The 22,862-nt window shown below is 70.0% G+C and carries 20 protein-coding genes; 5 read left to right on the top strand and 15 right to left on the bottom strand.

Annotated features, from left to right (window positions below):
- Positions 1 to 59: 59 nt before the first annotated feature.
- The 8 genes from ACQP06_RS10335 to ftsY form a co-directional block, all read right to left on the bottom strand.
- A complete protein-coding gene (locus ACQP06_RS10335; protein ID WP_433672010.1) occupies positions 60 to 1,160 on the bottom strand; it encodes an amidohydrolase family protein in 1,101 nt (366 codons plus the stop codon).
- Positions 1,161 to 1,321: 161 nt separating this feature from the next.
- Positions 1,322 to 2,059: an MBL fold metallo-hydrolase gene (locus ACQP06_RS10330; protein ID WP_433672009.1), complete on the bottom strand. Its 738-nt coding sequence runs from the start codon at positions 2,057 to 2,059 to the stop codon at positions 1,322 to 1,324.
- Between the two features lie 62 nt (positions 2,060 to 2,121).
- Positions 2,122 to 3,696, bottom strand: a complete 1,575-nt coding sequence (gene ffh / locus ACQP06_RS10325) for a signal recognition particle protein (RefSeq protein ID WP_433672008.1) — start codon at positions 3,694 to 3,696, stop codon at positions 2,122 to 2,124.
- 49 nt (positions 3,697 to 3,745) lie between these two features.
- Positions 3,746 to 4,054 (bottom strand): hypothetical protein, encoded by a 309-nt coding sequence (locus tag ACQP06_RS10320; protein ID WP_379278627.1) that lies wholly within the window; start codon positions 4,052 to 4,054, stop codon positions 3,746 to 3,748.
- Positions 4,055 to 4,242: 188 nt separating this feature from the next.
- Positions 4,243 to 6,690: a [protein-PII] uridylyltransferase gene (locus tag ACQP06_RS10315; protein WP_433672007.1), complete on the bottom strand. Its 2,448-nt coding sequence runs from the start codon at positions 6,688 to 6,690 to the stop codon at positions 4,243 to 4,245.
- 111 nt (positions 6,691 to 6,801) lie between these two features.
- On the bottom strand, positions 6,802 to 7,140 hold the full coding sequence (locus ACQP06_RS10310) for a P-II family nitrogen regulator (RefSeq protein WP_154787741.1): 339 nt from the start codon (positions 7,138 to 7,140) through the stop codon (positions 6,802 to 6,804).
- Positions 7,141 to 7,145: 5 nt separating this feature from the next.
- Positions 7,146 to 8,450, bottom strand: a complete 1,305-nt coding sequence (locus ACQP06_RS10305) for an ammonium transporter (protein WP_379278633.1) — start codon at positions 8,448 to 8,450, stop codon at positions 7,146 to 7,148.
- 261 nt (positions 8,451 to 8,711) lie between these two features.
- Complete coding sequence (gene ftsY / locus ACQP06_RS10300; protein ID WP_433672006.1) at positions 8,712 to 10,433, bottom strand: signal recognition particle-docking protein FtsY; 1,722 nt, start codon at positions 10,431 to 10,433, stop codon at positions 8,712 to 8,714.
- A gap of 215 nt (positions 10,434 to 10,648) precedes the next feature.
- Between ftsY and ACQP06_RS10295 the strand changes: the two genes are divergently transcribed.
- A complete protein-coding gene (locus ACQP06_RS10295) occupies positions 10,649 to 11,038 on the top strand; it encodes a DUF2237 family protein (RefSeq protein WP_326357779.1) in 390 nt (129 codons plus the stop codon).
- A 36-nt stretch (positions 11,039 to 11,074) separates the two neighbouring features.
- Here the strand turns inward: ACQP06_RS10295 and ACQP06_RS10290 are convergent, their stop codons facing one another.
- Positions 11,075 to 11,959: a hypothetical protein gene (locus ACQP06_RS10290; RefSeq protein ID WP_433672005.1), complete on the bottom strand. Its 885-nt coding sequence runs from the start codon at positions 11,957 to 11,959 to the stop codon at positions 11,075 to 11,077.
- Between the two features lie 174 nt (positions 11,960 to 12,133).
- Positions 12,134 to 12,904 carry a TetR/AcrR family transcriptional regulator gene (locus tag ACQP06_RS10285; RefSeq protein ID WP_433672004.1) on the bottom strand — a complete coding sequence of 257 codons (771 nt, stop codon included), beginning with the start codon at positions 12,902 to 12,904 and terminating at the stop codon, positions 12,134 to 12,136.
- A gap of 104 nt (positions 12,905 to 13,008) precedes the next feature.
- Between ACQP06_RS10285 and ACQP06_RS10280 the strand changes: the two genes are divergently transcribed.
- A complete protein-coding gene (locus tag ACQP06_RS10280) occupies positions 13,009 to 13,923 on the top strand; it encodes an NmrA family NAD(P)-binding protein (RefSeq protein ID WP_433672003.1) in 915 nt (304 codons plus the stop codon).
- Between the two features lie 31 nt (positions 13,924 to 13,954).
- On the opposite strand, the gene ACQP06_RS10275 is transcribed toward ACQP06_RS10280, so the two are convergent.
- From ACQP06_RS10275 to ACQP06_RS10265, 3 genes are all read right to left on the bottom strand, one after another.
- Positions 13,955 to 14,593 carry an HAD family acid phosphatase gene (locus ACQP06_RS10275; protein ID WP_433672002.1) on the bottom strand — a complete coding sequence of 213 codons (639 nt, stop codon included), beginning with the start codon at positions 14,591 to 14,593 and terminating at the stop codon, positions 13,955 to 13,957.
- Positions 14,594 to 14,686: 93 nt separating this feature from the next.
- A complete protein-coding gene (smc, locus tag ACQP06_RS10270; protein ID WP_433673281.1) occupies positions 14,687 to 18,241 on the bottom strand; it encodes a chromosome segregation protein SMC in 3,555 nt (1,184 codons plus the stop codon).
- Positions 18,150 to 18,815, bottom strand: a complete 666-nt coding sequence (locus ACQP06_RS10265; protein WP_433672001.1) for a DUF1707 SHOCT-like domain-containing protein — start codon at positions 18,813 to 18,815, stop codon at positions 18,150 to 18,152. The genes smc and ACQP06_RS10265 overlap by 92 nt, the downstream gene beginning before the upstream one ends.
- Before the next feature lie 173 nt (positions 18,816 to 18,988).
- Here ACQP06_RS10265 and ACQP06_RS10260 point away from each other — a divergent pair, with 173 nt between their 5' ends.
- Together ACQP06_RS10260 and ACQP06_RS10255 are read left to right on the top strand one after the other, a co-directional pair.
- Positions 18,989 to 20,221, top strand: a complete 1,233-nt coding sequence (locus tag ACQP06_RS10260) for an acyl-CoA dehydrogenase family protein (protein ID WP_433672000.1) — start codon at positions 18,989 to 18,991, stop codon at positions 20,219 to 20,221.
- Between the two features lies 1 nt (position 20,222).
- Positions 20,223 to 21,347 carry an acyl-CoA dehydrogenase family protein gene (locus ACQP06_RS10255; RefSeq protein WP_433671999.1) on the top strand — a complete coding sequence of 375 codons (1,125 nt, stop codon included), beginning with the start codon at positions 20,223 to 20,225 and terminating at the stop codon, positions 21,345 to 21,347.
- 21 nt (positions 21,348 to 21,368) lie between these two features.
- On the opposite strand, the gene ACQP06_RS10250 is transcribed toward ACQP06_RS10255, so the two are convergent.
- Entirely contained in the window at positions 21,369 to 21,566 is a 198-nt protein-coding gene (locus tag ACQP06_RS10250) for a hypothetical protein (RefSeq protein WP_357092590.1), read from the bottom strand.
- Positions 21,567 to 21,735: 169 nt separating this feature from the next.
- Between ACQP06_RS10250 and ACQP06_RS10245 the strand changes: the two genes are divergently transcribed.
- The gene (locus ACQP06_RS10245; RefSeq protein WP_433671998.1) at positions 21,736 to 22,176 is read left to right on the top strand and encodes a carboxymuconolactone decarboxylase family protein; all 441 of its coding nucleotides are present in this window, start codon (positions 21,736 to 21,738) and stop codon (positions 22,174 to 22,176) included.
- Positions 22,177 to 22,199: 23 nt separating this feature from the next.
- Here ACQP06_RS10245 and ACQP06_RS10240 read toward each other — a convergent pair whose 3' ends face one another.
- Positions 22,200 to 22,817 (bottom strand): hypothetical protein, encoded by a 618-nt coding sequence (locus tag ACQP06_RS10240; RefSeq protein WP_433671997.1) that lies wholly within the window; start codon positions 22,815 to 22,817, stop codon positions 22,200 to 22,202.
- Between the last annotated feature and the right edge of the window lie 45 nt (positions 22,818 to 22,862).

The following is a 22,862-nucleotide window of genomic DNA, read 5'->3' as shown; positions in this document are numbered from 1 at the left end:
CCGATGCCGGGTGACGGATTGGGATACCTATACGCCGTGGATATTCGAGCCGGATCGGCTCAGCGGTACGCGGTCACCGGGTCGCGGCGGTCATAGACGTGGCCGCGCAGCACCACCCAGGAGGGGGTGGTGAGGATGCGGAGGTTGACGCGGGGGTCGTCCTGGTAGACAACGAAATCCGCGGGGGCGCCCGGGGTGATGCCGGGGTGGCCGAGCCACTCCCGGGCGTTCCAGGCGGACGCGCCCAGCGCGTCGTGGGCACTGAAACCGGCCTCGGTGAGGGCGATGATCTCGTCGGCGATGCGGCCGTGGCGGATGGAGCCGCCCGCGTCGGTGCCGGTGTAGACGGGCACCCCGGCGTCGTGGGCCTTGGCGACGGTGTCGCGGGAGCGGCGGTGGAGGTCGCGCATGTGGGCGGCGTAGGTGGGGAATTTGGCTGCGCCGTCGGCGATTCCGGGGAAGGTGTCGATATTGACGAGGGTGGGGACCAGGGCGGTGCCCTGCGCCGCCATGGCGGCGATGGTGTCGTCGGTGAGGCCGGTGCCGTGCTCGATGCAGTCGATGCCCGCGGCGAGCAGGCCGGGCAGGGCGTCCTCGCCGAAGACGTGGGCGGTGACACGGGCGCCCTCGCTGTGGGCGGCGTCGATGGCGGCCTTCAGGACTGGATCCGACCACAGCGGCGCGAGGTCGCCGACCGCGCGGTCGATCCAGTCGCCGATGATCTTGACCCAGCCGTCGCCGCGGCGGGCCTGCTCGGCCACGATGTCGGGCAGGTCGCGCTCGTCGTCGAGCTCGATGCCGAGTTCACGGATATAGCGTCTGGGGCGGGCGATGTGGCGGCCCGCGCGGATGATGCGCGGCAGATCGGCGCGCTCGTCGAGGAAACGGGTGTCGACCGGTGAGCCCGCGTCGCGCAGCAGCAGCGCGCCGGCGTCCCGCTCGACCTCGGCCTGGGCGATCAGCCCGTCCGAATCCTCTTGTCCGCCACCGTATTTGATGCCGACATGGCAGTGCGCGTCGACCAGGCCGGGCAGGATCCAGCCGGAGGCGTGCACGGTGTCCGCGCCGGGCACCGGCTCGGCGGAGATCACCCCGTCGCGCACCCACAGATCACGGAGTTCACCGTCGGGCAGGACGAAGCCACGGAAATGCAGCCGCATGGGATCACTATCGCACGGACCGCTACACCACCCTCGGTTTCGAGGGCGCGGCCAATCTCTACGACGGCGGCATGTGGGCGACCAGCTTCGCCATCGTCGAGTTGACCCCCGAGATCGAGGCCCGGATCACCGCGCTGGTGAAACAGGCGGCGAGCTGAGACTCAGGACTTCGCGAAAGCGCCCATCAGGGCGGGCAGATCCTCGCGGATCGGCAGCCCGTGCCCGGGCACCAGCACCTCGGCCCCCAGGTCGGCGAGGCTCCGCGCGCTCGCCAGCGTTCCGGGCTCGTCGTGGTTGAACACGCCCGGCAGCAACTGCAGACCGGTCCCCCGCGCGATGGGGTGACCGGTGACCAGGGCGTCCCCGGAGAACAGCACGCCTTCCGATGGCATGTAGTACGCGGTGTGACCGTTCGTGTGACCGGGCGTCGGCACCGCGACGAACCCGCCCGGCAACGCCGCCAGGGTCTCCGCGTCCGCCGCCACCGCGGTCGGCACGCTCATCCCGATATGCCCCACGCAGGCCCGCAGCGTCTGCGCCACCCACACCGCGCCGCGTCGATTCCCCAACTGCCCTGCCATCTGCAGCGGCGTGATCTGTTGCAGGTACTCCCGTTTGGCGTGCCGGACCTCCTCGGCCCCGGTGTACACCGGCACCCCGGCCCGCTCGACCAGGGCCGGAATCGCCCCGATGTGATCCAGATGCGCGTGGGTCACGAGGACCGCCGCGATATCGCCGAGCTGATGCCCGATCTGGGACACCGAACTCAACACCGCGGCGGTATCGGCGGGATACCCCGCGTCCACCACGGTCACACCACGATCATCACTGACCAACGCCCAGTTGACGTTCGTCCCCGCCACGACGTACACGGAATCGGAAACCTGATCGATTTTCACGCCCGAACCGTACCGACGATCCGGGCACCGCACACGGCGACGCGGAGCCCGCGGTTATCGCGTCAGTTCTTGGGGAAGTTCAGCTTGCTGAGGTCGAAGCCCTCGAGGCCCGGGGGCAGCTCGTTGAGGCCGGCCGGGAGGTTGGACAGGTCCGGCATGCCGCCGGGCATGCCGCCCGGGAGGCCGGGCATGCCGGGGAAGCCGCCGCGCACCTTGGGCGGGGTCGGGCCGCGTCCGCCCTTCTTGCCCTTCTTGCCGCCCTTCTTGGTGTTCTTGCCGCCCCGGTTGCCGCCGGGGAAACCGAACTGGCGGCTCATCGCGCCCATCATCTTCTTCGCTTCGAAGAAGCGGTCCACGAGCTGGTTGACGTCGGAGACCGCGACACCCGAGCCGTTGGCGATGCGCAGGCGGCGGGAGGCGTTGATGATCTTCGGGTTGGCGCGCTCGGCGGGGGTCATGCCGCGGATGATGGCCTGCACGCGGTCGAGCTGCTTGTCGTCGACCTGCGCGAGCACGTCTTTCATCTGGCCCGCGCCCGGCAGCATGCCCAGCAGGTTGCCGATCGGGCCCATCTTGCGGATGGCCAGCATCTGCTCGAGGAAGTCCTCGAGGGTCAGCTCGCCGGAGCCGATCTTGCGGGCGGCCTCCTCGGCCTGCTTGGCGTCGTAGACCTGCTCGGCCTGCTCGATCAGGGTGAGCAGGTCACCCATGCCGAGGATGCGCGAGGCCATGCGGTCGGGGTGGAAGACGTCGAAGTCCTCGAGCTTCTCACCGGTGGAGGCGAAAAGGATGGGCTGGCCGGTGATCTCACGCACCGACAGCGCCGCACCACCGCGGGCGTCACCGTCGAGCTTGGTGAGCACGACACCGGTGAAGCCGACGCCGTCGCGGAAGGCCTCGGCGGTGGAGACCGCGTCCTGACCGATCATGGCGTCGAGGACGAACAGGGTCTCGTCGGGGTTGACGGCGTCGCGGATGCCCGCGGCCTGCCGCATGAGCTCCTCGTCGATGCCGAGGCGACCGGCGGTGTCGACGATGACCACGTCGTACTGCTTGGCCTTGGCCTCCTCGATACCGGCGCGCGCGACGTCGACCGGATCGGACGCCGAGACGCCCAGCGGGTTCTCGCCGCCGCCGATGGAGGTGCCCGGGTGCGGCGCGAAGACCGGCACCCCGGCCCGCTCGCCGACCACCTGCAGCTGGGTGACCGCGCCCGGACGCTGAAGGTCACACGCGACCAGCAGCGGCGTATGACCCTGCCCCTTCAGGTGTCTGGCGAGCTTGCCCGCGAGGGTGGTCTTACCGGCACCCTGCAGACCGGCCAGCATGATGACCGTGGGCGGGTTCTTGGCCAGGCGCAGCCGCCGGGTCTCGCCGCCGAGGATCTTGATGAGCTCGTCGTTGACGATCTTGACGATCTGCTGCGCGGGATTCAGCGCCGCGGAGACTTCCGCGCCCTTGGCGCGCTCCTTGACATTGGCGATGAAGCCGCGCACCACGGGCAGCGCGACGTCGGCCTCGAGCAGCGCCAGGCGGATCTCACGAGCGGTCGCGTCGATGTCCGCCGGCGACAGGCGTCCCTTGCCACGCAGATCCTTGAGGGCACCGGCCAACCGGTCGGAAAGGGATTCGAACACCGATGCTCCTGATCTCGAGGGACGTTCACTCGAGATACCAGGGTAGTGGTTATTCGAGCGACCGCGGGCGGGGGCCGGGGCGGTGCAGGTCGTGCTTCTCGATGGCAACCATGCCGACCGCCTCGCGGGCGGTGAGGCCCAGCTCCAGGGCGAGCCCGTCGAGGATCGCCCAGCCGGCGTCCGACGGGCTCTCGCCGGTGACGGCGGAGGCGATGGTCATGGCTGTCACGGCCTGCTGCCCGGTGAGGGTCCGGCCGGGCAGCCAGGAGACCACCCAGCGGTCGCCACCGACACAGCGGGCGATGTGCGCGGTCAGATCGCTTGTCATCATCGACGCGGAAACGACTTCGATTGCCACCGACTCACTCCCCTCGTGCTCGCGACTCGTGACTGAACACGTGCACGCGGAATACTAGGGTGTGACACCGGTCACTCGGCCGCCTTACAGCAAATCTCCTGCAACATTCTGATCACCTGGCAAACGCCTGGTTTGCCAGTTACTCCCGTCGCCTGGTCTCCAACCGGAAAACCGCTGGAAGATCCGTTTCAGCTGTCCGATTCAGGCGATTTCTTCGGTTGTTGCGGCGGCACCACCGCGAGCACCGCCGCCGAGATCTCGGCTCGCCGCCCGGGCGTGTCGGTATCGCCCAGATCCAGGCAGAACGTGTCGACGACCGCGGAACCCAGGGTCACCACCTTCGCCCACGACACGTTCACCCCCGATTCGGCCAGCGCGGCGGCCAACCGGTTCAGCAACCCGATCCGGTCCTCGGCTCGCAATTCCAGCAACACCCGCCCCGGCTCGGCGGTCTCGTGCCAGAACACCCGCGGCCGCGCCTGCGCGAACGGACTCGGCTGGGTGCCGACCGCGTCGCGCTCCTTGCGGGCCAGCACCGACGCCAGATCCAGATCGCCGTTGATGGCGCGGATCAGCTCCTGCCGCAGCAGACCGGCGTCCGGCGGATCACCGAACCGCGGGGCCACCACGAAGGTGTCGATGGCCGCCTCGCCCACACTGGCCAGCTCGGCCGACAACACGCGCAGCGAATGCACGGCCAGCACGCCCGCGGCCTCCGACAGCAGTCCCGGACTGTCCGGGGCGACCACGGTGACCACGTGGTGGTAGCGCCCGTCCCCCGGCTTCAGATCCACGTGCACGCCACCGGATTTCGCGCGGGCATGCAGCTCCTCGGGGATCGGGGTCGGCTCCGGCAGCGGGTCGCCCGCCATGGCGTGGCGGCAGTTGCGGACCAGATCGCCGATCAGCGAGGCCTTCCAGTCGTTCCACACCCCGGGCCCGGTGGCCAGCGCGTCGGCCTCGGCCAGCGCGGCCAGCAGCTCCAGCAGATGCGGGTCGCCGTCGAGGGCGTCGATCACCATCTTCACGGTGTCGGGGTCGGACGTGTCGCGGCGCGTGGCGGTATCGGGCAGCAGCAGGTGGTGACGCACCATGGCGGCCAGCGTCTGCACGTCGGAAGGCCACAGCCCCAGGCGATTTCCGATCGACACGGCCAGTTCCGCGCCGACCAAGCTGTGATCCTCGGTGCGGCCCTTGCCGATATCGTGCAGCAGCGCGCCCAGCAGCAGCAGGTCCGGGCGGGAGACACGGGTGGACAGCGCCCCGGCCTGGGCGACGGTCTCCATCAGGTGGCGGTCCACGGTCCAGGTGTGCATGGCGTCGCGCGGCGGCAGGTCGCGCACCACACCCCATTCCGGAAACAGCCTGCCCCACAAGCCCGTTCGGTCCAGGGCCTCGACGGCGTCGACGCTGCCGCGGCCCGCGCCCAGCAGCACCAGCAGGTCGTTGAGCGCTTCTTTGGGCCACGGCTCGCGGAGTTCGGGCGCGTCCTCGCCGAGCCGGTTGAGGGTGGTGGCCGACATCGGCAGCCCGGTCTGTGCCGACGCCGCGGCCACCCGCAGGATCAGGCCGGGATCGCGCTGCGGGCGGGCATCGCGGGCGAGCACCACTTCTCCGGAATGCTCGACCACCCCCTCATCGAGTGGTCGGCGCACCGGAACACGGCGCAAGCGCGCGAGCCCGCGGCGGGGCAGCGCGTTCCCGGCGGTCCGCAGCCCGACATCGGTGGAGTAGCCGATGGTTCGGGCCGCGTCGCTGAGCGTGCGGGCCAGATCGAAGCGGTCACCGATCCGCAGGGCCGCCCCGATCTCGTCGGCGTCCTGGGCCCTCAGCTGGTCGCGGGCGCGGCCCGCCACCCGATGCAGCTCGGTGCGTACATCGAGCAGGCGGCGGTGCGCCTGCTTCAGCCCGCCGCCCGGCACTTCCGGACCGAGCCCCGGCATGGCGTCGGTCAGTTGTGCTATGGCGAGGGCGTCCAGCAATTGGATGTCCCGCAGTCCGCCGCGCCCGTTCTTGAGATCGGGTTCGGCGCGGTGGGCGACGTCTCCGCTCCGGCGCCAACGGGTCTGGGCCTGTTCGATCAGGGCGTCGAAACGGGACCGGATCCCGGCCCGCCAGTCCCGGCGCACGCCGCCGATGAGCAGGTTGCTCAGTCCGTCGTCGCCGACGATGTGCCGGGCCTCGAGCATGCCGAGGCCGGCGGTGAGATCGTCGGCGGCCACGCGCAGCGCCTGCGGGACGGTGCGCACGCTGTGATCGAGCTTGATGTGGGCGTCCCACAACGGATACCAGAGCTGATCGGCGACCTCGGCGACCCGGGCGGGGTCGACGTCGTCGTAGAGCAGCACCAGATCCAGGTCGGAGTAGGGCAGCATCTCCCGGCGGCCCAGCCCGCCCACCGCGACCAGGGCGAGCCCGCTGTCGGCGGTGATGCCGACCTCGTGGCCCTTGGTGGTCAGCCACAGGTCGTAGAGATCCACCAGGGCCTCGCGCAGGGCCTCGGCGTCGAGCCGGACGGCGCGGCCGTTCGAGCCGTGCTCGGCCAGCAACTGGTTGCGGGCCCGGACCAGGTCCGAGGCGCCGCCGGAGACCTTGGTGTCCTCGGCCTTGTCATCGCGTTCCTGCTGGAAACCCACAACCCGCCCCTCTCGATTCAATTCACTTCGCCGCCCCGGCACGGGGACGGCCCCGTCACCGCCGGTTTCGACACCGACGGGGCCGGGGCCGCCACGGGGATCCCGCTCGAATTACAGAGCGTCGGAACCGCGTTCGCCGGTGCGCACCCGGACGATGGTGTCGACCGGGGTGACCCAGACCTTGCCGTCGCCGATCTTGCCGGTGCGGGCGGCTTCGACGATGACCTCGACGACCTTGTCGACGGAGGCGTCGTCCACCACAACCTCGACCCGGACCTTCGGGACGAAATCCACCGAGTACTCGGCACCGCGGTAGACCTCGGTGTGGCCCTTCTGGCGACCGTAGCCCTGCACTTCGCTGACGGTCATGCCGAGCACGCCCGCCTGCTCCAGGCCGGTCTTCACGTCCTCCAGGGTGAACGGCTTCACGATCGCAGTGATCAGTTTCATGTTCGTCATGCCTCCTTGACGGCGGCGGTGCGCGCCGCACCACTCACAGCAGCGAAATCGTATGCCGATTCTGCGTGCTCGGACTCATCCAAGCCCTGGAACTCGGCTTCCTCGTTCACCCGGAGACCGATGGTGTACTTGATGGCGAGCGCGATGATCAGGGTCGCGATGCCCGAGAAGGCAAGCACCGCACCGGCTCCCACGGCCTGCTTGATCAGCTGATCGAAGCCGCCGCCGTAGAACAGACCCTTGACCGCGGCCGGAGCCTCGGGGGCGGCGACCAGGCCGACCATCAGGGTGCCCGCGATACCGCCGACCAGGTGGACGCCGACCACGTCGAGCGAGTCGTCGAAGCCGAACTTGAACTTCAGGCCCACCGCGAGAGCACAGAGCACACCGGCGACCACACCGATGGCGAGCGCGCCGATCACGTTGACCGAGGAGCAGGAGGGGGTGATGGCGACCAGACCGGCCACGATGCCCGAGGCGGCGCCCAGGGAGGTGGCGTGACCGTCGCGGATCTTCTCCACGAGCAGCCAGGCGAGCATGGCTGCGCCGGTGGCGACGGTGGTGGTGACGAAGGTGGCGCCCGCGATGCCGTTGGAGCCGACCGCCGAACCGGCGTTGAAGCCGTACCAGCCGAACCACAGCAGACCGGCGCCGAGCATCACGAACGGCAGGTTGTGCGGACGCATCGGGGTCTTCGGCCAGCCCTTGCGCTTGCCGAGCACGATCGCCAGGACGAGGCCCGCGACACCGGCGTTGATGTGGACCGCGGTACCGCCGGCGAAGTCGATCGCCTTGAGCTTGTTGGCGATCCAGCCGCCGTGCTCACCGGTGACGCCGTCGAAGGCGAAGACCCAGTGCGCGACCGGGAAGTAGACCACGGTGGCCCACACGGCCGAGAACAGCACCCACGACCCGAACTTCAGGCGGTCGGCAACCGCACCGGAGATCAGGGCGACGGTGATGATCGCGAACATGAGCTGGAAGGCCACGAAGACCGTCGCCGGCACGGTTCCCGCCAGGGGGATGGCCGACTTGATCGTCTGGTCGGTGCTGCTGGCCAGGTAGGTGCCACCGAACAGCGACTTCAGCCCGAAGTACTGGGTCGGGTTGCCGATCAGGCTGCCCTTGTCGTCACCGAAGGCGACGGAGAAGCCGTACAGCGCCCATAGAACAGTGATCACGCCCATCGAGGCGATGCTCATCATGATCATGTTCAGGACGTTCTTCGAGCGGACCATACCGCCGTAGAAAAACGCCAAACCGGGTGTCATCAGAAGCACGAGTGCTGAACTGGCCAGCATCCATGCGGTGTCGCCGGTGTCGGCTGCACCGATTACGGGAAACGCCACCTTTTGTCCTCCTCATCTCTGGCCCCGCAGCAACCTGCGCATAAGCCTGCAATGAGATTCGTCAGTCGGTGTTTCCTCCGTGATCCTGCGGCGTTTCGCGTAGGTGAACGGATGAGATTGCAGTGTTGCGGTCACGTTTCCGGTCCCGCACCACTGTTACGACGACATTGTGAGGATGATGTTGGTTTCGATATCGATGCAGTTCAGTGGGTATTAACCCAGCAGGGCGTCGACGAAGGCGCCGGGTTCGAAGGGAGCAAGATCATCCGCGCCCTCACCCAAACCGACCAGTTTGACCGGTACGCCCAGCTCATGCTGCACCTGGAACACGATGCCGCCCTTGGCGGTTCCGTCCAGCTTGGTCAGCGCCACGCCGGTGATGTCCACGACATCGGCGAAGACCCGGGCCTGCATCAGACCGTTCTGGCCGACCGTGGAGTCCAGCACCAGGATGACCTCGTCGACGGCGGCCTTCTTCTCGACCACGCGCTTGACCTTGCCCAGCTCGTCCATCAGGCCGGTCTTGGTGTGCAGGCGGCCCGCGGTGTCGATGAGCACCACGTCCACGCCGCGATCGATACCGGCGGACACCGCGTCGAACGCGACGGCCGCAGGGTCCGCGCCCTCCTTGCCACGCACGGTCTCCGCGCCCACGCGCTCACCCCAGGTCTGCAGCTGATCGGCGGCCGCGGCCCGGAAGGTGTCGGCCGCGCCCAGCAGCACGCGGCGGCCGTCGGCGACCAGCACGCGCGCCAATTTGCCGGTGGTGGTGGTCTTTCCGGTGCCGTTCACGCCCACGACCAGCAGGATCGACGGGTGATCGGCATGCGGCAGCGCGCGGATGGAGCGATCCAGCTCCGGACGTAGCGCGTCGACGAGCACCTCACGCAGCAGGGCGCGGGCGTCGGCGGCGGTGCGGACGCTGCGCCCGGCCATCTCCTCGCGCAGACGCTCCACGATGGCGGCGGTGCTGGCGGTGCCCAGGTCGGCCATGACGAGGGTGTCCTCGATCTCCTCCCAGGAGTCCTCGTCCAGATCGCCGCCGCCGAGCAGGCCCAGCAGGGACTTGCCGACGGCGTTCTGGGAACGGGACAGCCGGCCGCGCAGCTTGGTGAGACGGCCCGCGGTGGGTTCGATCTCGGCGATCGCGGGAGCCGCGGTGGCGGGCTCGGCCGGAGCGGCGGCCGCGGGGGCGTGCGCACCGGCGTGGGCGGCGACGGCGGCCTCGGCGCCCGCCGCGATCTCGGCGGCGGCGACAGCGGCCTCGGCGGCCTCCTCGGCCGCGGCCTCCTGCGAGAGGGGCTGCTCGGCGACATCACCGGCGGCCTTGCCCGCGGCGATCTCCCCGGCGGCTTCGGCGGCCTCGACCGCCGCGGCGCGGGCCGCGTCATCCTCCGACTCGGCGGGGGCATCGGTGGCGGGCGTGACTGCCGCGTCGGTGGGAGCGGTCTCCGCGGCGGCGCTCGCGGTGGTGTCGGCCTCAGTCGCGGCGGCGCTCGTGGTGGTGTCGACCGCGGTCGCGGGGTCGTCCGCGTCGGGTGTGACGGTCTCCGCGGCCGGGGCGGGTTCGGGCCCCTGGACAGGTTCCGGGAGGCGCACTTCGTGGATGCTGCGCTTGCCGGAGTCGCGCGGAACGGCCGCGTCGTCGCCGATGTGCGGCTGGCCCTCGTCGTCGGTGCGCTCGGGCGGGAGCGGCACCGGTTTGTCCTTGGTGGCCGGGACCTGCTCGCGTTCGGGCGCGGAGGTGCCCTGGCTGAAGCTGAATCCGCTCGCGGCCTGGTATCCGCCGGACCTGTCGGTCAGCTCCTTGGACTCGGTGACCTCCGGGGTCAGCGAGATCCGGCGGCGCTTGTTCAGGGCATATCCGGCAACCAGCGCCACGAGCAGCACCGCCGCGATGGCGGCGATGAGAATCCAAACTTCTGCAGTCGTCACGTCCCCATCCTTTCAGAGGTGGTTGCCATGTCGGATTCACGCACCTACCGTCGCGTCGGGGGCCGTGGTCGATATCACACGACGGGGCCGTGGGATGCAGCGACACGCCGGGGTTTGGTCCGAAAATCCGACCATCTACCAACCGGTCTGCCCGACTACGTGCCACAGTGCGGAAGGAGCGGCGAATGCGACACCGAGACAATAGGATCGGCGACGTGACCGATCGAAATGTGCTTGGGGGACCGCTGGAGGAGTGTGGCACCGATCCTCTCACCGGCTTCTACCGGGACGGATGCTGCAGCACCGGTCCCGAGGATTTGGGTAGCCACACCGTCTGCACGGTGGTGACCGCGGAATTCCTGGAGCACCAGAAGTCGATCGGCAACGACCTCGTCACCCCACGGCCGGAGAACAACTTCCCCGGCCTGCAACCGGGCGACCGCTGGTGCGTGGTGGCCGTGCGCTGGCTGCACGCCCACGAGGACGGGGTGGCCGCACCCGTGGTGCTGGCCGCCACCCATGAGAACGCCCTCGAGGTGGTGCCCATGGAGACGCTGCGCAAATACGCCGTCGACGTCCCCGACGACGTCAGCGACCTGCTCTAGTCGTCGGCGGACAGCTCCAGTCGTCGACGCCCCGCTCTAGTCGTCGGCGCCCTTGCGCAGTAAAGCCTCGGTGGCGCTGCGCAATTCGACGCGGGCCGCGAACAGGCGCGGATCGGAGGCGAACGCCACCCGGTCCGCGCCCGCGTGCAGCGGGCCGTTGAGCACCTGCAGGGTGATGGAACCGGCGATGGCCCCGAAGAACAGCGCCACCAGCGCGGGCCGCTCCCCCGCCAGGGCCAGGGTGAGCGCCGCCTGGCCGCCGAACACGGCCGCGGTGGCCGCCGAGATGACCAGCGAGTGGGTCATGTCCGCGCGCAGCGCCTCACCCTCGTCGTAGGCGTCGAGCACCGCGATCCCCAGGCCCAGCACCACCAGGTCGGCGGCGGTCACCGACAGCATGGCCGTGCTGGGCAGCACGTTGAACCCGAGCAGGATGAGCGCCGCGCTCATCCCGAGCAGCAGCGCGCCCACCGTGAGCAGCCCGGCCGCGGAACGCCGTGAGTCCTCGGACCATTCGGCCTGCTCGCCGAGCATGGCCAGCATGGTGCCGAGCAGGGCCAGCAGGGTGACCGCGCCGAGCACGTAGCCCGCGGGCAGGAAACCGCCCGCGGCGGGCATGGCCAGCACCGCGCACAGCGGCACCAGCCCGACCCGCCACCAGCGGTCGACTCGTTCCACCCCGGCGGGCAGCAGCCGCACGAAGACACCGCTGAAGGCCAGTACCGGTGCGCACACCAGCACGATGCGCACACCGTCGAACCAGGGACTTCCCCCTGCCATCCGATCCGCCACCACCGCGGCGGCGAACGCCAGCAATCCGATTGCCGCTCTGCGTAACAACAGCTTTCGCGGATCCCGCGCCAATAGATACAAACCGAGCCACCATGCGGCACCGAACGCCGCGGCCGACACCCAAACCACGCAGGGAGCGTACTGCCCCGCCGGCGGTTCGGGGGGGCATACCGCAACGCCGGATATGGCCTTCTACCAGTATTTTTCACCGATTACACCCCCTCGTCACACCTTCGCATCCGTTTGGGCACACGCAGGTCACGAAGGGCCCCAACGGCTTTCATCGGGGGCCGGGCGGTGAGGTCAGGCGGGCACCGCGTGGCGGCGGCGGTGGGCCTTCTGCCGGCAGGCTGCCGAACAATAGCGGGCGGGGCGGCCGGTGCCGGTCGGCCGGATCGGGGTGGCGCAGATCGGGCAGTGCGGGGCCGGGGTTTCGTCACGGATGGCCGTTTCGTCACGGGCGGCGATCGTGTTCCCGCGTTTCGTTACGGACTGCGCCGGAGGCCGGGCGCGCATGGCGTCCAGGACCAGGGCGGCGGGGCGGGACAGTTCGCGGTCCGGGGACAGACGTTGGATCGCAACACATCCCGTGAACAGGGCGAGGACGTCGGGAACGGTGAGGTCGACGCGGACGGAGCCCTGGCGCTGGGCGGCGGTGAGCAGGTCGCCGAGGACGGCGTGGAAACGGGCTCCGGCGTCGCGCACCAGTTCCCGCGGCCAGCCGTCATTGTTGACCATGTCGCACACGGCCTGGTTGCGATGGCTGGAGGTGATGACCTCGGTGCAGAAGCCGAAGAAGGCGGCCCCCGCGTCGGGGGCGTCGCGCAACCGGTGACCCAGACCGGTGAGCCGGTCGATGCGTTGCTGCATAACGGCTTCCAGCAGCGCGGTCTTGGTGGGGAAATGGCGGTACACGGTGCCCGCGCCGACCCCGGCGCGGCGGGCCACCTCGGCCAGGGAGACCGCGAGCCCGCCGTCGGCGAGAGCGCGCTGGGCGGCGGCCAGGACCAGGGCGCGATTGCGGCGCGCGTCGGCGCGGGCATGGGGGGCGAGGCTGGTGGTGGGTGCGGGCATTTCGTTACGCGCGTCCTTTCCGGTGCTGGCCAATGGAAACGCGGTGGTCCTAGCGTTCTTATCCGGGTCAACCGACCCGAATACTACCGAACGAACGGATGAGAATGTCTTCTCGGAAGAATCTGGCGTCCTCTCGGAACGACCTGATCCTGGTGACCGGCGCGACCGGCAAGCAGGGTGGCGTCACCGCGCGCCGGTTGCTCGACACCGGCCGGTCGGTGCGCGTCCTGGTGCGTGACCCGGAATCGGCTGCGGCGCAGGCCCTCGCCGCGGCGGGCGCGGAGCTCGCCGTCGGCGACTTCGACCGGCCCGAGACCCTGGCCCCGGCGCTGGCGGGCGTGGGTGCGGCATTCCTGGTGCCGCCGGCCGCCTTCGGCCCCGAGGGCTGGGATGTCGGCCTGGAGGTCGCGCGCGGCGACGCTTTCCTCGACGCGGCGGCCGCGGCCGGGGTCGAGTACATCGTGTTCACGACCGTCGCCTCGCTGACCGAGGACGGCCAGTGGGGTGCGCAGGGCAAACGCCGGGTGGAAGAGGCGCTGCGCGCGAGCGGCCTGCACTGGACGATCCTGCGTCCGGCCCGGTTCATGGAGAACTACCTCATGCAGGGTTTCCCGGTGGACGGCATCAACGACGGCGTGCACCGGCATCTGTTCCCGGCCGACAAGCCGGTCCAGTCCATCGCGATCGAGGACATCGCGGTGATCGCGCAGCTGGCCTTCGACGATCCGGCCCGCTTCCACGGCGAGGTCCTGGAGTTGGCCGGTGACGCGCTCACCATGACCGAGGCCGCGGCGGCCATCACCGCCGCGACCGGCCACCAGGTCCGTTACGTGGAGGCGTCGCAGGCCGACGCCGAGGCCATGGGCCCCGAGGTCGGTGTGGTCTGGCGGCTGTCCCGGGAGGGCCGGGGCTGGCACGCCGATATCCCGGCGGTCCGCGAGATCCATCCCGGGTTGCGGACTTTCGAGGCGTGGCTCGCCGAATCCGGTGCGGCGCGGTTGAAGTCGCTGCTGGATTGACGAGCGCGCGCTCGATCGGGGTCCGGGTGGATCAGTTCAGCGCGCCGTTGTAGTCGGGCAGCTTGAAGGTCTGCTGGGCGTGGCCGCCGGACAGATCGGAGGCGCTGTTGCCGATATTGGCGACGATGGTGTAGCCCTGGGCCTCGATCGAGGCGCGGGTGGCGGTCTTGTAGTCGGCGAGCGCGCCCGCGCCCGCGGAGCCGGTGGTGAGGCCGCCGCCGTAGAGGCCGTCGACCGGGTAGCCGACCGTGGTCAGGTTGATCTGGGTGTAGATGTTCATCACCGAGGGGCGGCCGGTGACGAAGATGATCGACGCGCCTTGGCTTTTCGCCCACTTGGCCAGCGCCAGCATGGGCGGGATGGCCGGGGTGATGGGCGCCGCGTTGTAGCTGGTCTCCAGCGAGGTGTTGTCGATGTCGAGGACGATGGCGGGCTTGGTGACGCCGGGCAGCGCGGTGGTGAGGTAGGCCTGGGCGGCGTTGGCGACGGTGGTGACGTCGCTGATCCACTGGCTGTAGGGCGGGAGGTCGGCCTTGCTGCCGCCGGAGCCGGACAGGGATCCCGTGCCCGAGCCGGACCCGGCGGATCCGGTGTCGGCGAGGGCGAGCGGGAGCGGAGCGGCGAGTCCGACGGCGAGTCCGGCGGCCAGGACGGCGATGGAGCGCTTCATGGGGCCGGACGCTAGCGGCAACGCAATGGGACGCGCAGGTGTTTCACTCCGACATCGGGATGAATTCCCGCTGAGCGGGACACTGTAGCGAATCTACGACGTCGCGCCGACCAGGTTCTCCCCGCGCATCCGCTGCGAGATCACCTGCGTGATGCCGTCACCGCGCATGCTGACGCCGTAGAGGGCGTCGGCGATCTCCATGGTCGGCTTCTGGTGGGTGATCACGATCAGCTGGCTCTTCTCCCGCAGCTGCTCGAACAGTCCGATGAGCCGGCGCAGGTTGGTGTCGTCCAGCGCGGCCTCGACCTCGTCCATCACATAGAAGGGCGAGGGCCGGGCGCGGAAGATCGACACCAGGAAAGCGACGGCGGCCAAGGACTTCTCGCCACCGGAGAGCAGCGACAGCCGCTTGACCTTCTTGCCCGGCGGGCGGGCCTCGACCTCGACGCCGGTGGTGAGCATGTCCGCGGGATTGGTGAGCAGCAGCCGCCCCTCACCGCCGGGGAACAGGCGGCCGAAGACGCCGGTGAACTCGCGTTCCACGTCCTCGTAGGCCTCGGTGAAGACCTGCAGGATGCGCTCGTCGACCTCGGCGACCACGTCGAGCAGGTCCTGGCGGGCCTTCTTGACGTCCTCGAGCTGGGTGTTGAGGAACGTGTAGCGCTCCTCGAGGGCCGCGAACTCCTCCAGCGCAAGGGGATTCACCTTGCCGAGGGTGACCAGGTCCTTCTCGGCGCGCTTGGCGCGGCGTTCCTGGGTGGCGCGGTCGTAGGGCATGGGCTGCGGTTCGCTGACCGTGTCGCCGCGCTCGCGGGCCTGCTCGTACTCGATCATCTCCAGCGCGGTGGGCGGCGTGGGGACGTCGGGGCCGTATTCGGCGATGAGGTCGTCGAGGCTGACGCCGAACTGTTCGGAGATGGTGGTCTCGACCTGTTCGATGCGCAGCGCGGCCTGGGCGCGGGCCACCTCGTCGCGGTGCACGGCGTCGGTGAGCTGGGCGAGCTGGGTGGTCAGGGCGCGTGCACGCTCCTTGGTCTGATCCACCTGGGCGGCGTATTCGCCACGGCGGCGCACCAATTCGTCGCGGCGTACGGCGGCCTGGGCCACCACCTGCTCGAGTTCGGCGGCGATCTTCTCCGCGGAGGCCGCGACCACGGCGGCCAGCGCGGCGGCCTGGCGGCGGGCGGCGTGGGCGCGTTCGGCGCGGGCCCGGTTCTCGCGTTCGGCGCGGGCGGCGCGGCGCAGCGAATCGGCCTTGCCGCGTACCGATTCCGCGCGTTCCTCGGCGGTGCGCACGGCCAGGCGGGCCTCGACCTCCATGGAGCGGACCTCGGCGAGGGCGGCGGCGGCCTCCTCGCGGGCGTACCCGGCGGTCTCGGTGCCCGCGGATTCCGGGTCCAGGTCGGCCTGTTCGTTCTCGGCGTGGCGCAGCCGGTCCTCGAGTTCGGCGAGCTTGGCGAGGGTTTCCTCGCGGCCGGTCTCGGCGTCGGCGCGCTGGGCCAGCAGCCGGTCGCATTCGCGTTGGGCGCCGCGGGCGGCGTGGCCGAGGCGGCCGAGCCGGTCGTAGATGGCGACCAGGGCCTGGTCGGATTCGTGCAGGGCGAGCAGGGCGTGGTCGACGGCTTCCTTGCGGTCGGTCTGCTCGGCCAGCGCCCCGGCGAGCGCGGCTTCCAGTTCCTCGGCCTGCCGCTGCCAGGACGCCAATTCGGCCGTGGCGGAATCGATGTCGGCCTGCACCTCGAGCTGGCTGGGGGCGCGGTCGGAGCCGCCGAGCAGCCAGCCGCTGCCGGTGATGTCGCCGTCGCGGGTGACCACCCGCAGTTCCGGGCGCGCGGCGATGACCTGCGCGGCGGTGGCGAGGTCGTCGGCGACGGCGATGCCCGCGGTGAGGGCGGTGATCGCGCCGCGCAGGTTGGCGGGGCAGTCGACCACGTCGGCGAGCCAGCGGGCCGAGCCGGGCAGGGGTGAATTCGCCTGCGCCGCAGGCAGGGCCGCGGCGTCGGCGTAGACCAGGGCGGCGCGGCCGCCGTCGCTCTCCTTGAGCGCGCGCACCGCGGCGTGCGCGGCTGGCCCGGTGTCGGCGGCCACGGCGTCGGCCAGCGGGCCCAGGGCCGCGGCGACCGCGGACTCGAAGCCGCCGTGCACGCGGATCAGGCCGGACAGCGGGCCGAGCAGTCCGTCGGCGCGATGCTCGAGCAGCCAGGCCGCGCCGTCCTTGCGGCGCAGGCCCATGGCGAGGGCTTCGATGCGGGCGGTGAGGGAGGCGACGCGTTTGCCGGCCTCGCGGTCCTGTTCGCGCAGTTCGGTGACGCGCTGGTCGGCCAAGGCGAGGGCCTGGGCGGCGTGCTCGTAGGCGTGGTCGAGGCCTTCCTCACCCGCGTCGAGTTCATTGAGTTCGCCCTGCACGGACTCGAATTCGGCATTGGCGTCCTCGCCGCGGCGGCGGGCCTCCGCGATGGCGGTGGACATGCGGGCCACCTCGCCGTCCACGGACTGGGCGCGGATGCGCAGGGTGTCGACCTGGCCGGAGAGCCGGGCCAGGCCCTCGCGGCGGTCGGCGACGGCGCGGACCGCGGCCAGGTGCGCCTGCTCGGCGGCCTTGGCGGCCTGCTCGCGTTCGTAGAGTTGCTCGCGGGCCGCTTCCAGCGTCTCGGTGGCGATTTCGACGGCTTCGCGCAGTTCGGCCTCTTCGGCCTCGACCCGATCCGCTTCGCGCTCCAGCTGTTCCGGATCCCGGCCGGTGCCGGTCGGTTGCTCGATGGTCAGGTTGCGCGCGCGATCCCGCGCGATCCGGATAGTGGCGTTGACGCGTTCGGTCAGCGCGGACAGCTGGAACCAGGTCTGGGCGGCGGCCTCGGCGCTGGGGGTCAGCTTGGACAGCTCGAACTCCTGCTGTGCCAGTGCGGCATTGGCGGCGTCGAGTTCGGCCTGCACGGTGACGTGCTGCTCACGCGCGTAGGCCTCCTTGCTCTGCTGGCTCTCGAGTTCGCGGCGGCGGCTGACCAGATCGTCGGCGGCGAGCCGCAATCGGGCGTCCCGCAGTTCGGACTGGACGGTCGCGGCGCGACGCGCCACCTCGGCCTGCCGGCCCAGCGGCTTGAGCTGCCTGCGCAGTTCGGTGGTGAGGTCGGTGAGGCGGGCCAGATTGGCCTGCATGGCGTCCAGCTTGCGGACCGCCTTCTCCTTGCGCCGCCGGTGCTTGAGCACGCCCGCGGCCTCCTCGATGAAGGCCCGCCGATCCTCCGGCCGCGATTCCAGGATCGCCGAGAGCTGACCCTGACCGACGATGACGTGCATCTCCCGGCCGATACCGGAGTCCGACAGCAGTTCCTGCACGTCCATCAACCGGCAGGAGTTGCCGTTGATCTCGTACTCGCCGGCGCCGTCGCGGAACATGCGGCGGGTGATCGACACTTCCGAGTACTCGATGGGCAGCACCCCGTCGGAGTTGTCGATGGTCAGCGTGACTTCGGCACGACCGAGCGGGGCACGGCCCGCGGTGCCGGCGAAGATGACATCCTGCATCTTCCCGCCCCGCAGCGCTTTCGCGCCCTGCTCACCCATCACCCAGGTGAGCGCGTCGACGACGTTCGACTTGCCCGACCCGTTGGGCCCCACCACGCAGGTGATCCCCGGCTCCAATCGCAACGTCGTCGCGGACGCGAAGGACTTGAACCCCTTCAACGTCAGACTCTTCAGGTGCACAGCGGCTCAGACTACCCGTTCCCCGAAGATTGCCCCGAGTATGCCGACCCCGCGTCCCTTCTGCGCCACGACGCGATCCGGGTCGCGGGTCAGCGGGCGCGTAGCGGTTCCAAGCGGTGGATTCCCAGCCCATGACGACACGGAAGATCAGCACCGCACCCCAGGGGCCGATGACCCAGATGGGCCAGGGGTAGGTGAATTCGCCTGCGGCCACCGAGATCGCGGCCCAGATGAACAGGCACAGCAGGCTCACGCCGAGCCAGGCGCTGCCCTCGATCCGCTGCCAGAGCGGGAGGCGCGTGCGCGAAGTGGTCTGCGGGGCAACGGTCTTCGAGAGCTTCGGCAGGTCCCGCAGGACGAGCTGGAGGTCTTCGCGGGTAGCGGTGGCGTAGACGCTGGTGAGGCGGTCGTTGTATTCGGCGAGGTCCAGGCGGCCTTCGGACAGGTGGCGGCCCAGCAGATCGGCGATCTGGGCGCGCTCGGCGTCGGAGGCGCGGGTGCCGGTGGTGATGTCCATATCGATCCTTGACGGTCGGGCGCTGCCGGATATTCCATTGTGGAACGTAAATCCAGGATAAACCTCCACATTGGAATGTTCAAGGGATTCAAGTGAGGGCGGGTGCCAGCACATTTGCCAGCAGGGGGGATGCGGTGAGATGGTTGGTGCCAGTTCTCGGACAAGGAGTCATCGTGGACCTTGACTGGTCGCCTGCTGATCTGGCGTTTCGTGATGAAGTGCGCAGCTTTCTCGACGAAAAGTTAACGAACGATCTACGCCGAGCGGGACGGTTGGCGACCAGCGTCTACCCGGACCACGAGGCCAGCATGGAGTGGCAGCACATCCTGCACGAGCGCGGCTGGGCCGCCCCGGCGTGGCCGGTGAAGTACGGCGGCTGCGACTGGAGCCTGACCCAGCACTACATCTTCGGCCGCGAGTGCACCCTGGCCGGGGCGCCGAACCTGTCCCCCATGGGGATTCGCATGGTCTCGCACGCGATCATGGCGTTCGGCACGAAGGAACAGAAGGACTTCTTCCTGCCGGGCATCCTCACCGGCGAGGTCTTCTTCTGCCAGGGCTATTCCGAGCCCGAGGCCGGGTCGGACCTGGCCTCGCTGTCCATGGCCGCGGTCGCCGACGGCGAGGACCTGGTGGTCACCGGCTCCAAGATCTGGACCACCCACGCCACCGAGGCGAACTGGATCTTCGCCCTGGTCCGCACCTCCAAGCAGGCCAAGAAGCAGCAGGGCATCACCTTCGTGCTGATCGACATGCGCACCCCGGGCATCGAGATCCGGCCGCTGGTCATGACCTCCGGCGAGCAGGTGCAGAACCAGGTGTTCTTCGACCAGGTCCGGGTCCCGAAGGGGAACGTGCTGGGGCAGATCGACGACGGCTGGACCGTGGCCAAGTTCCTGCTCAACTTCGAGCGCGGCGGCGGCGCGGTGGCCCCGGCCCTGCAGGTGATGGCCGAGGAGCTGGCACAGGCCGCGACCGAGCAGGTCGCCCCGGGCGGCGGCGCGCTCATCGACGACCCCGCCTTCGCCGCCAAGCTGGCCGATGCCCGGTTGCGCGCCGATGTGCTGGAGATCCTCGAATACCGCACGCTCGCACTGGTTTCCAGCGGCAAGGACCCAGGTCCGGCGGCGTCCACGCTCAAGATCCTGGGCACCGAGCTGAGCCAGGCGCTCACCGAGCTGGCGCTGGAGGCAGCGGGGCCGCGCGGCCGCGCCTATCAGCCGCACGCCACCATGCCGGGCGGCCCGATCGCCGACTTCACTCCGCCCGCCGACGGTTTCGTGGCGGGCGAGGAGTGGCAGGCGGTCGCCCCGCTGCGGTACTTCAACGACCGCGCCGGCTCGATCTACGCCGGTAGCAACGAGATTCAGCGCAACATCATCGCCAAAGCCACCCTGGGACTGTGACATGGACTTCTCTTTCACCGCGGAACAAGAACTGCTGCGTGACACCGTCACCGAGTTCCTGACGGCCCGCTACCCCCTGGAGGCGAGCCGGGCCGCGGCGCGCACCGGGGCCGGGTGGCAGCCGGAGATCTGGCGCGGACTGGCCGAGGAGGTCGGGATTCTCGGGGCCAGCCTGCCGGAGTCGGCGGGCGGCATCGGGGGCGGACCGGTCGAGACCATGATCATCGCCGAGGCGCTGGGCGCGGCCCTGGTGCTGGAGCCGTACGTGGACACCGTGGTGGTGGGCGGCGGCCTGCTGCGCCGCGCCACCGGCAAGCGCGCCGAGGATCTGCTGGCGGGCATCGCCGCCGGTGAGGTGGTGACCGGATTCGCCGCGCTGGAACCGCGATCCGGCTACGACTACACCGCGGTGGCGGCCACGGCGGTGCGCGACGGCGACGACTGGGTGATCACCGGCGAGAAGACGGTGGTGACCGCGGCCCCGCTGGCCACCCACCTGCTGGTGACCGCGGTCGCGGACGGCGAGATCGCGCTGTTCGCCGTCGATGTCGACCCGGCCGCGCCGCCCGCGGGTCTGACCGCGCGCGTCTACCGCACCATCGACGAGCGTCAGGCCGCCGACCTGACCTTCGACGGTGTGCGCGTCCCCGCCGACGCCCTGCTGCTCGCGTCCGCCGGCGAGGCCATCGCCGCGACCGTGGACGAGGCCATCGCGGCGGTGTGCGCGGAGACGGTCGGGGCCATGCGCAAGGTGGTCGACGACACCGTCGCCTACGCCAAGCAACGCCGCCAGTTCGGCGTCGCGATCGGCAGCTTCCAGGCGTTGCAGCACCGCATGGTGGACATGCTGCTGGAGCTCGAACAGGCCGTGGCCGCAACGTATCTGGTGACCCTGAAGCTGGACGCCCCCGCCGCCGAGCGGGCCCGCGCGGCCTCGGCCGCCAAGGCCACCGTGGGCCGCGCCGCCCGCAAGATCGGCCAGGAGTCGGTGCAGTTGCACGGCGCCATGGGCATGACCGAGGAACTCGCCATCGGCCACTTCTTCAAGCGCCTGACCGCCGTCCAGTACGAGTTCGGCACCACCGACCAGCACATTGCCCGCTACGCCTCACTGACGCGGCCGTAGCGGGCGCTCCCGCGCACCGGCTCAGGGGTGACCGGTGCCGGATCGGGTTCCGGTGGATCGCGTGACCGATCCACCGGAACCCGATTCATCCGCGCCACGCCGGAGTTCGGCGGCGACATGCCGGGTGGACCTGCGCACCGCAGCCACGATGACCAGTGCCATCGCGGGTCCGGTGACGAAGCACAACAGACTCAGGGCGATCAGTAGAACGGTTCCCACGTGCGGATTATTGTCCGCCTTGGGGTGTTTCGGCCAATTTCGGCTAATACAAGGCAACGGCAGCGCGACCACCGTACCGTGAGTGTGATCGAGGCCACAGCGGCCCGCCCGTCACGTCCGCAGGACCTGTCTCGTCCAAGGGGTACACGATCCCAGGAAGGACGACACCATGTCGCGATTGACCATGCACGAGGCGGCTCCCGAGGTCTACCAGGCCTGGCTCGCCGCCGAGACCGCGATCCGGCGCGGCCCGCTCGACGCCACCGTGCGCGAGCTGGTGAAGATCCGGGTCTCCCAGATCAACGGCTGCCTCTTCTGCATCGACATGCACTCCACCGAGGCCCGCAAGGAAGGAGAGACCGAGCGTCGCCTCTGGCATCTCAACGCCTGGCGCGAGTCGGCGCTGTTCACCCCGGCCGAGCGGGCCGCGCTCGAATACGCCGAGGCAACAACGCAGCTCGGCCCGCACGGGGTGAGCGACGAGATCTGGGCGGGCGTCGAGAAGCACTTCGACGACGGCCAGCGGGCCGGCCTGGTCGCGGTGACCGCCCAGATCAACCTGTGGAACCGCATCGGCGTCCCGCTCCGGCTGGAGCCGCTCGGCGGCTAGGTTCCGTCTCGCAATAGCCGGAATCAGGGGCGCAGCAGGGGACGTCCTTCGAGGGCCGCGGCCCAGAGCTTGTCCGCGGCATCCTCGATGTCCCCGTCCAGGAACTCGGGCAACAGGACGTCGGCCTCGGACACCCGCACTCGCGGGGCCTTCACATCACCGAGGAAGACGACCTCGCCCCTGTCCCCGGCCTCGAACCACGCCCCCGCTGTCGCGGCGCCGTGCACGGCGAGCATCCCCATGTCGGAGAACTCCGTCATCAGCAGGCCCCCGACGGTGAGCGAGCCGCCGATGAAAAGGTTGCTGTCCAGCAGGCACATCAGGTGGCGCGCGGTGACCGAGCCGGTGACGTAGAGCGGCGTGTAGACGTCTCCGTTCAGAAAGCGCATCGGCCCGTCGACCGTCAGGTCGCCATCGATGACGTACACGGTGTCCTCCGCCAGACCGGGATCGTTCCCGATCGACAACGACCCGTCGACGGTCAGGTCGCCCTGGTGCACGAAGAAGTACTCCGGCTCCTCCTCGAAGAGGTCTTCCAGATCCTCCACGTGGTCGTCGCTGGCTTTGCCGATGTCGTAGCGCTTCACCGCCTCGGACAGCGGTACCGATTCCCAACTCGCGCTCCACCGTTCGAAAGACACCCGACTCCTCGCGTACTTGCTCGATACCCGTTGCAGTCCAAGCAG

Source organism: Nocardia sp. CA-136227, assembly GCF_050955695.1.
Classification (GTDB): Bacteria; Actinomycetota; Actinomycetes; order Mycobacteriales; family Mycobacteriaceae; genus Nocardia.
Note: the sequence above shows the minus strand (reverse complement) of the source record. Positions and strands in the feature narration are given on the sequence as shown.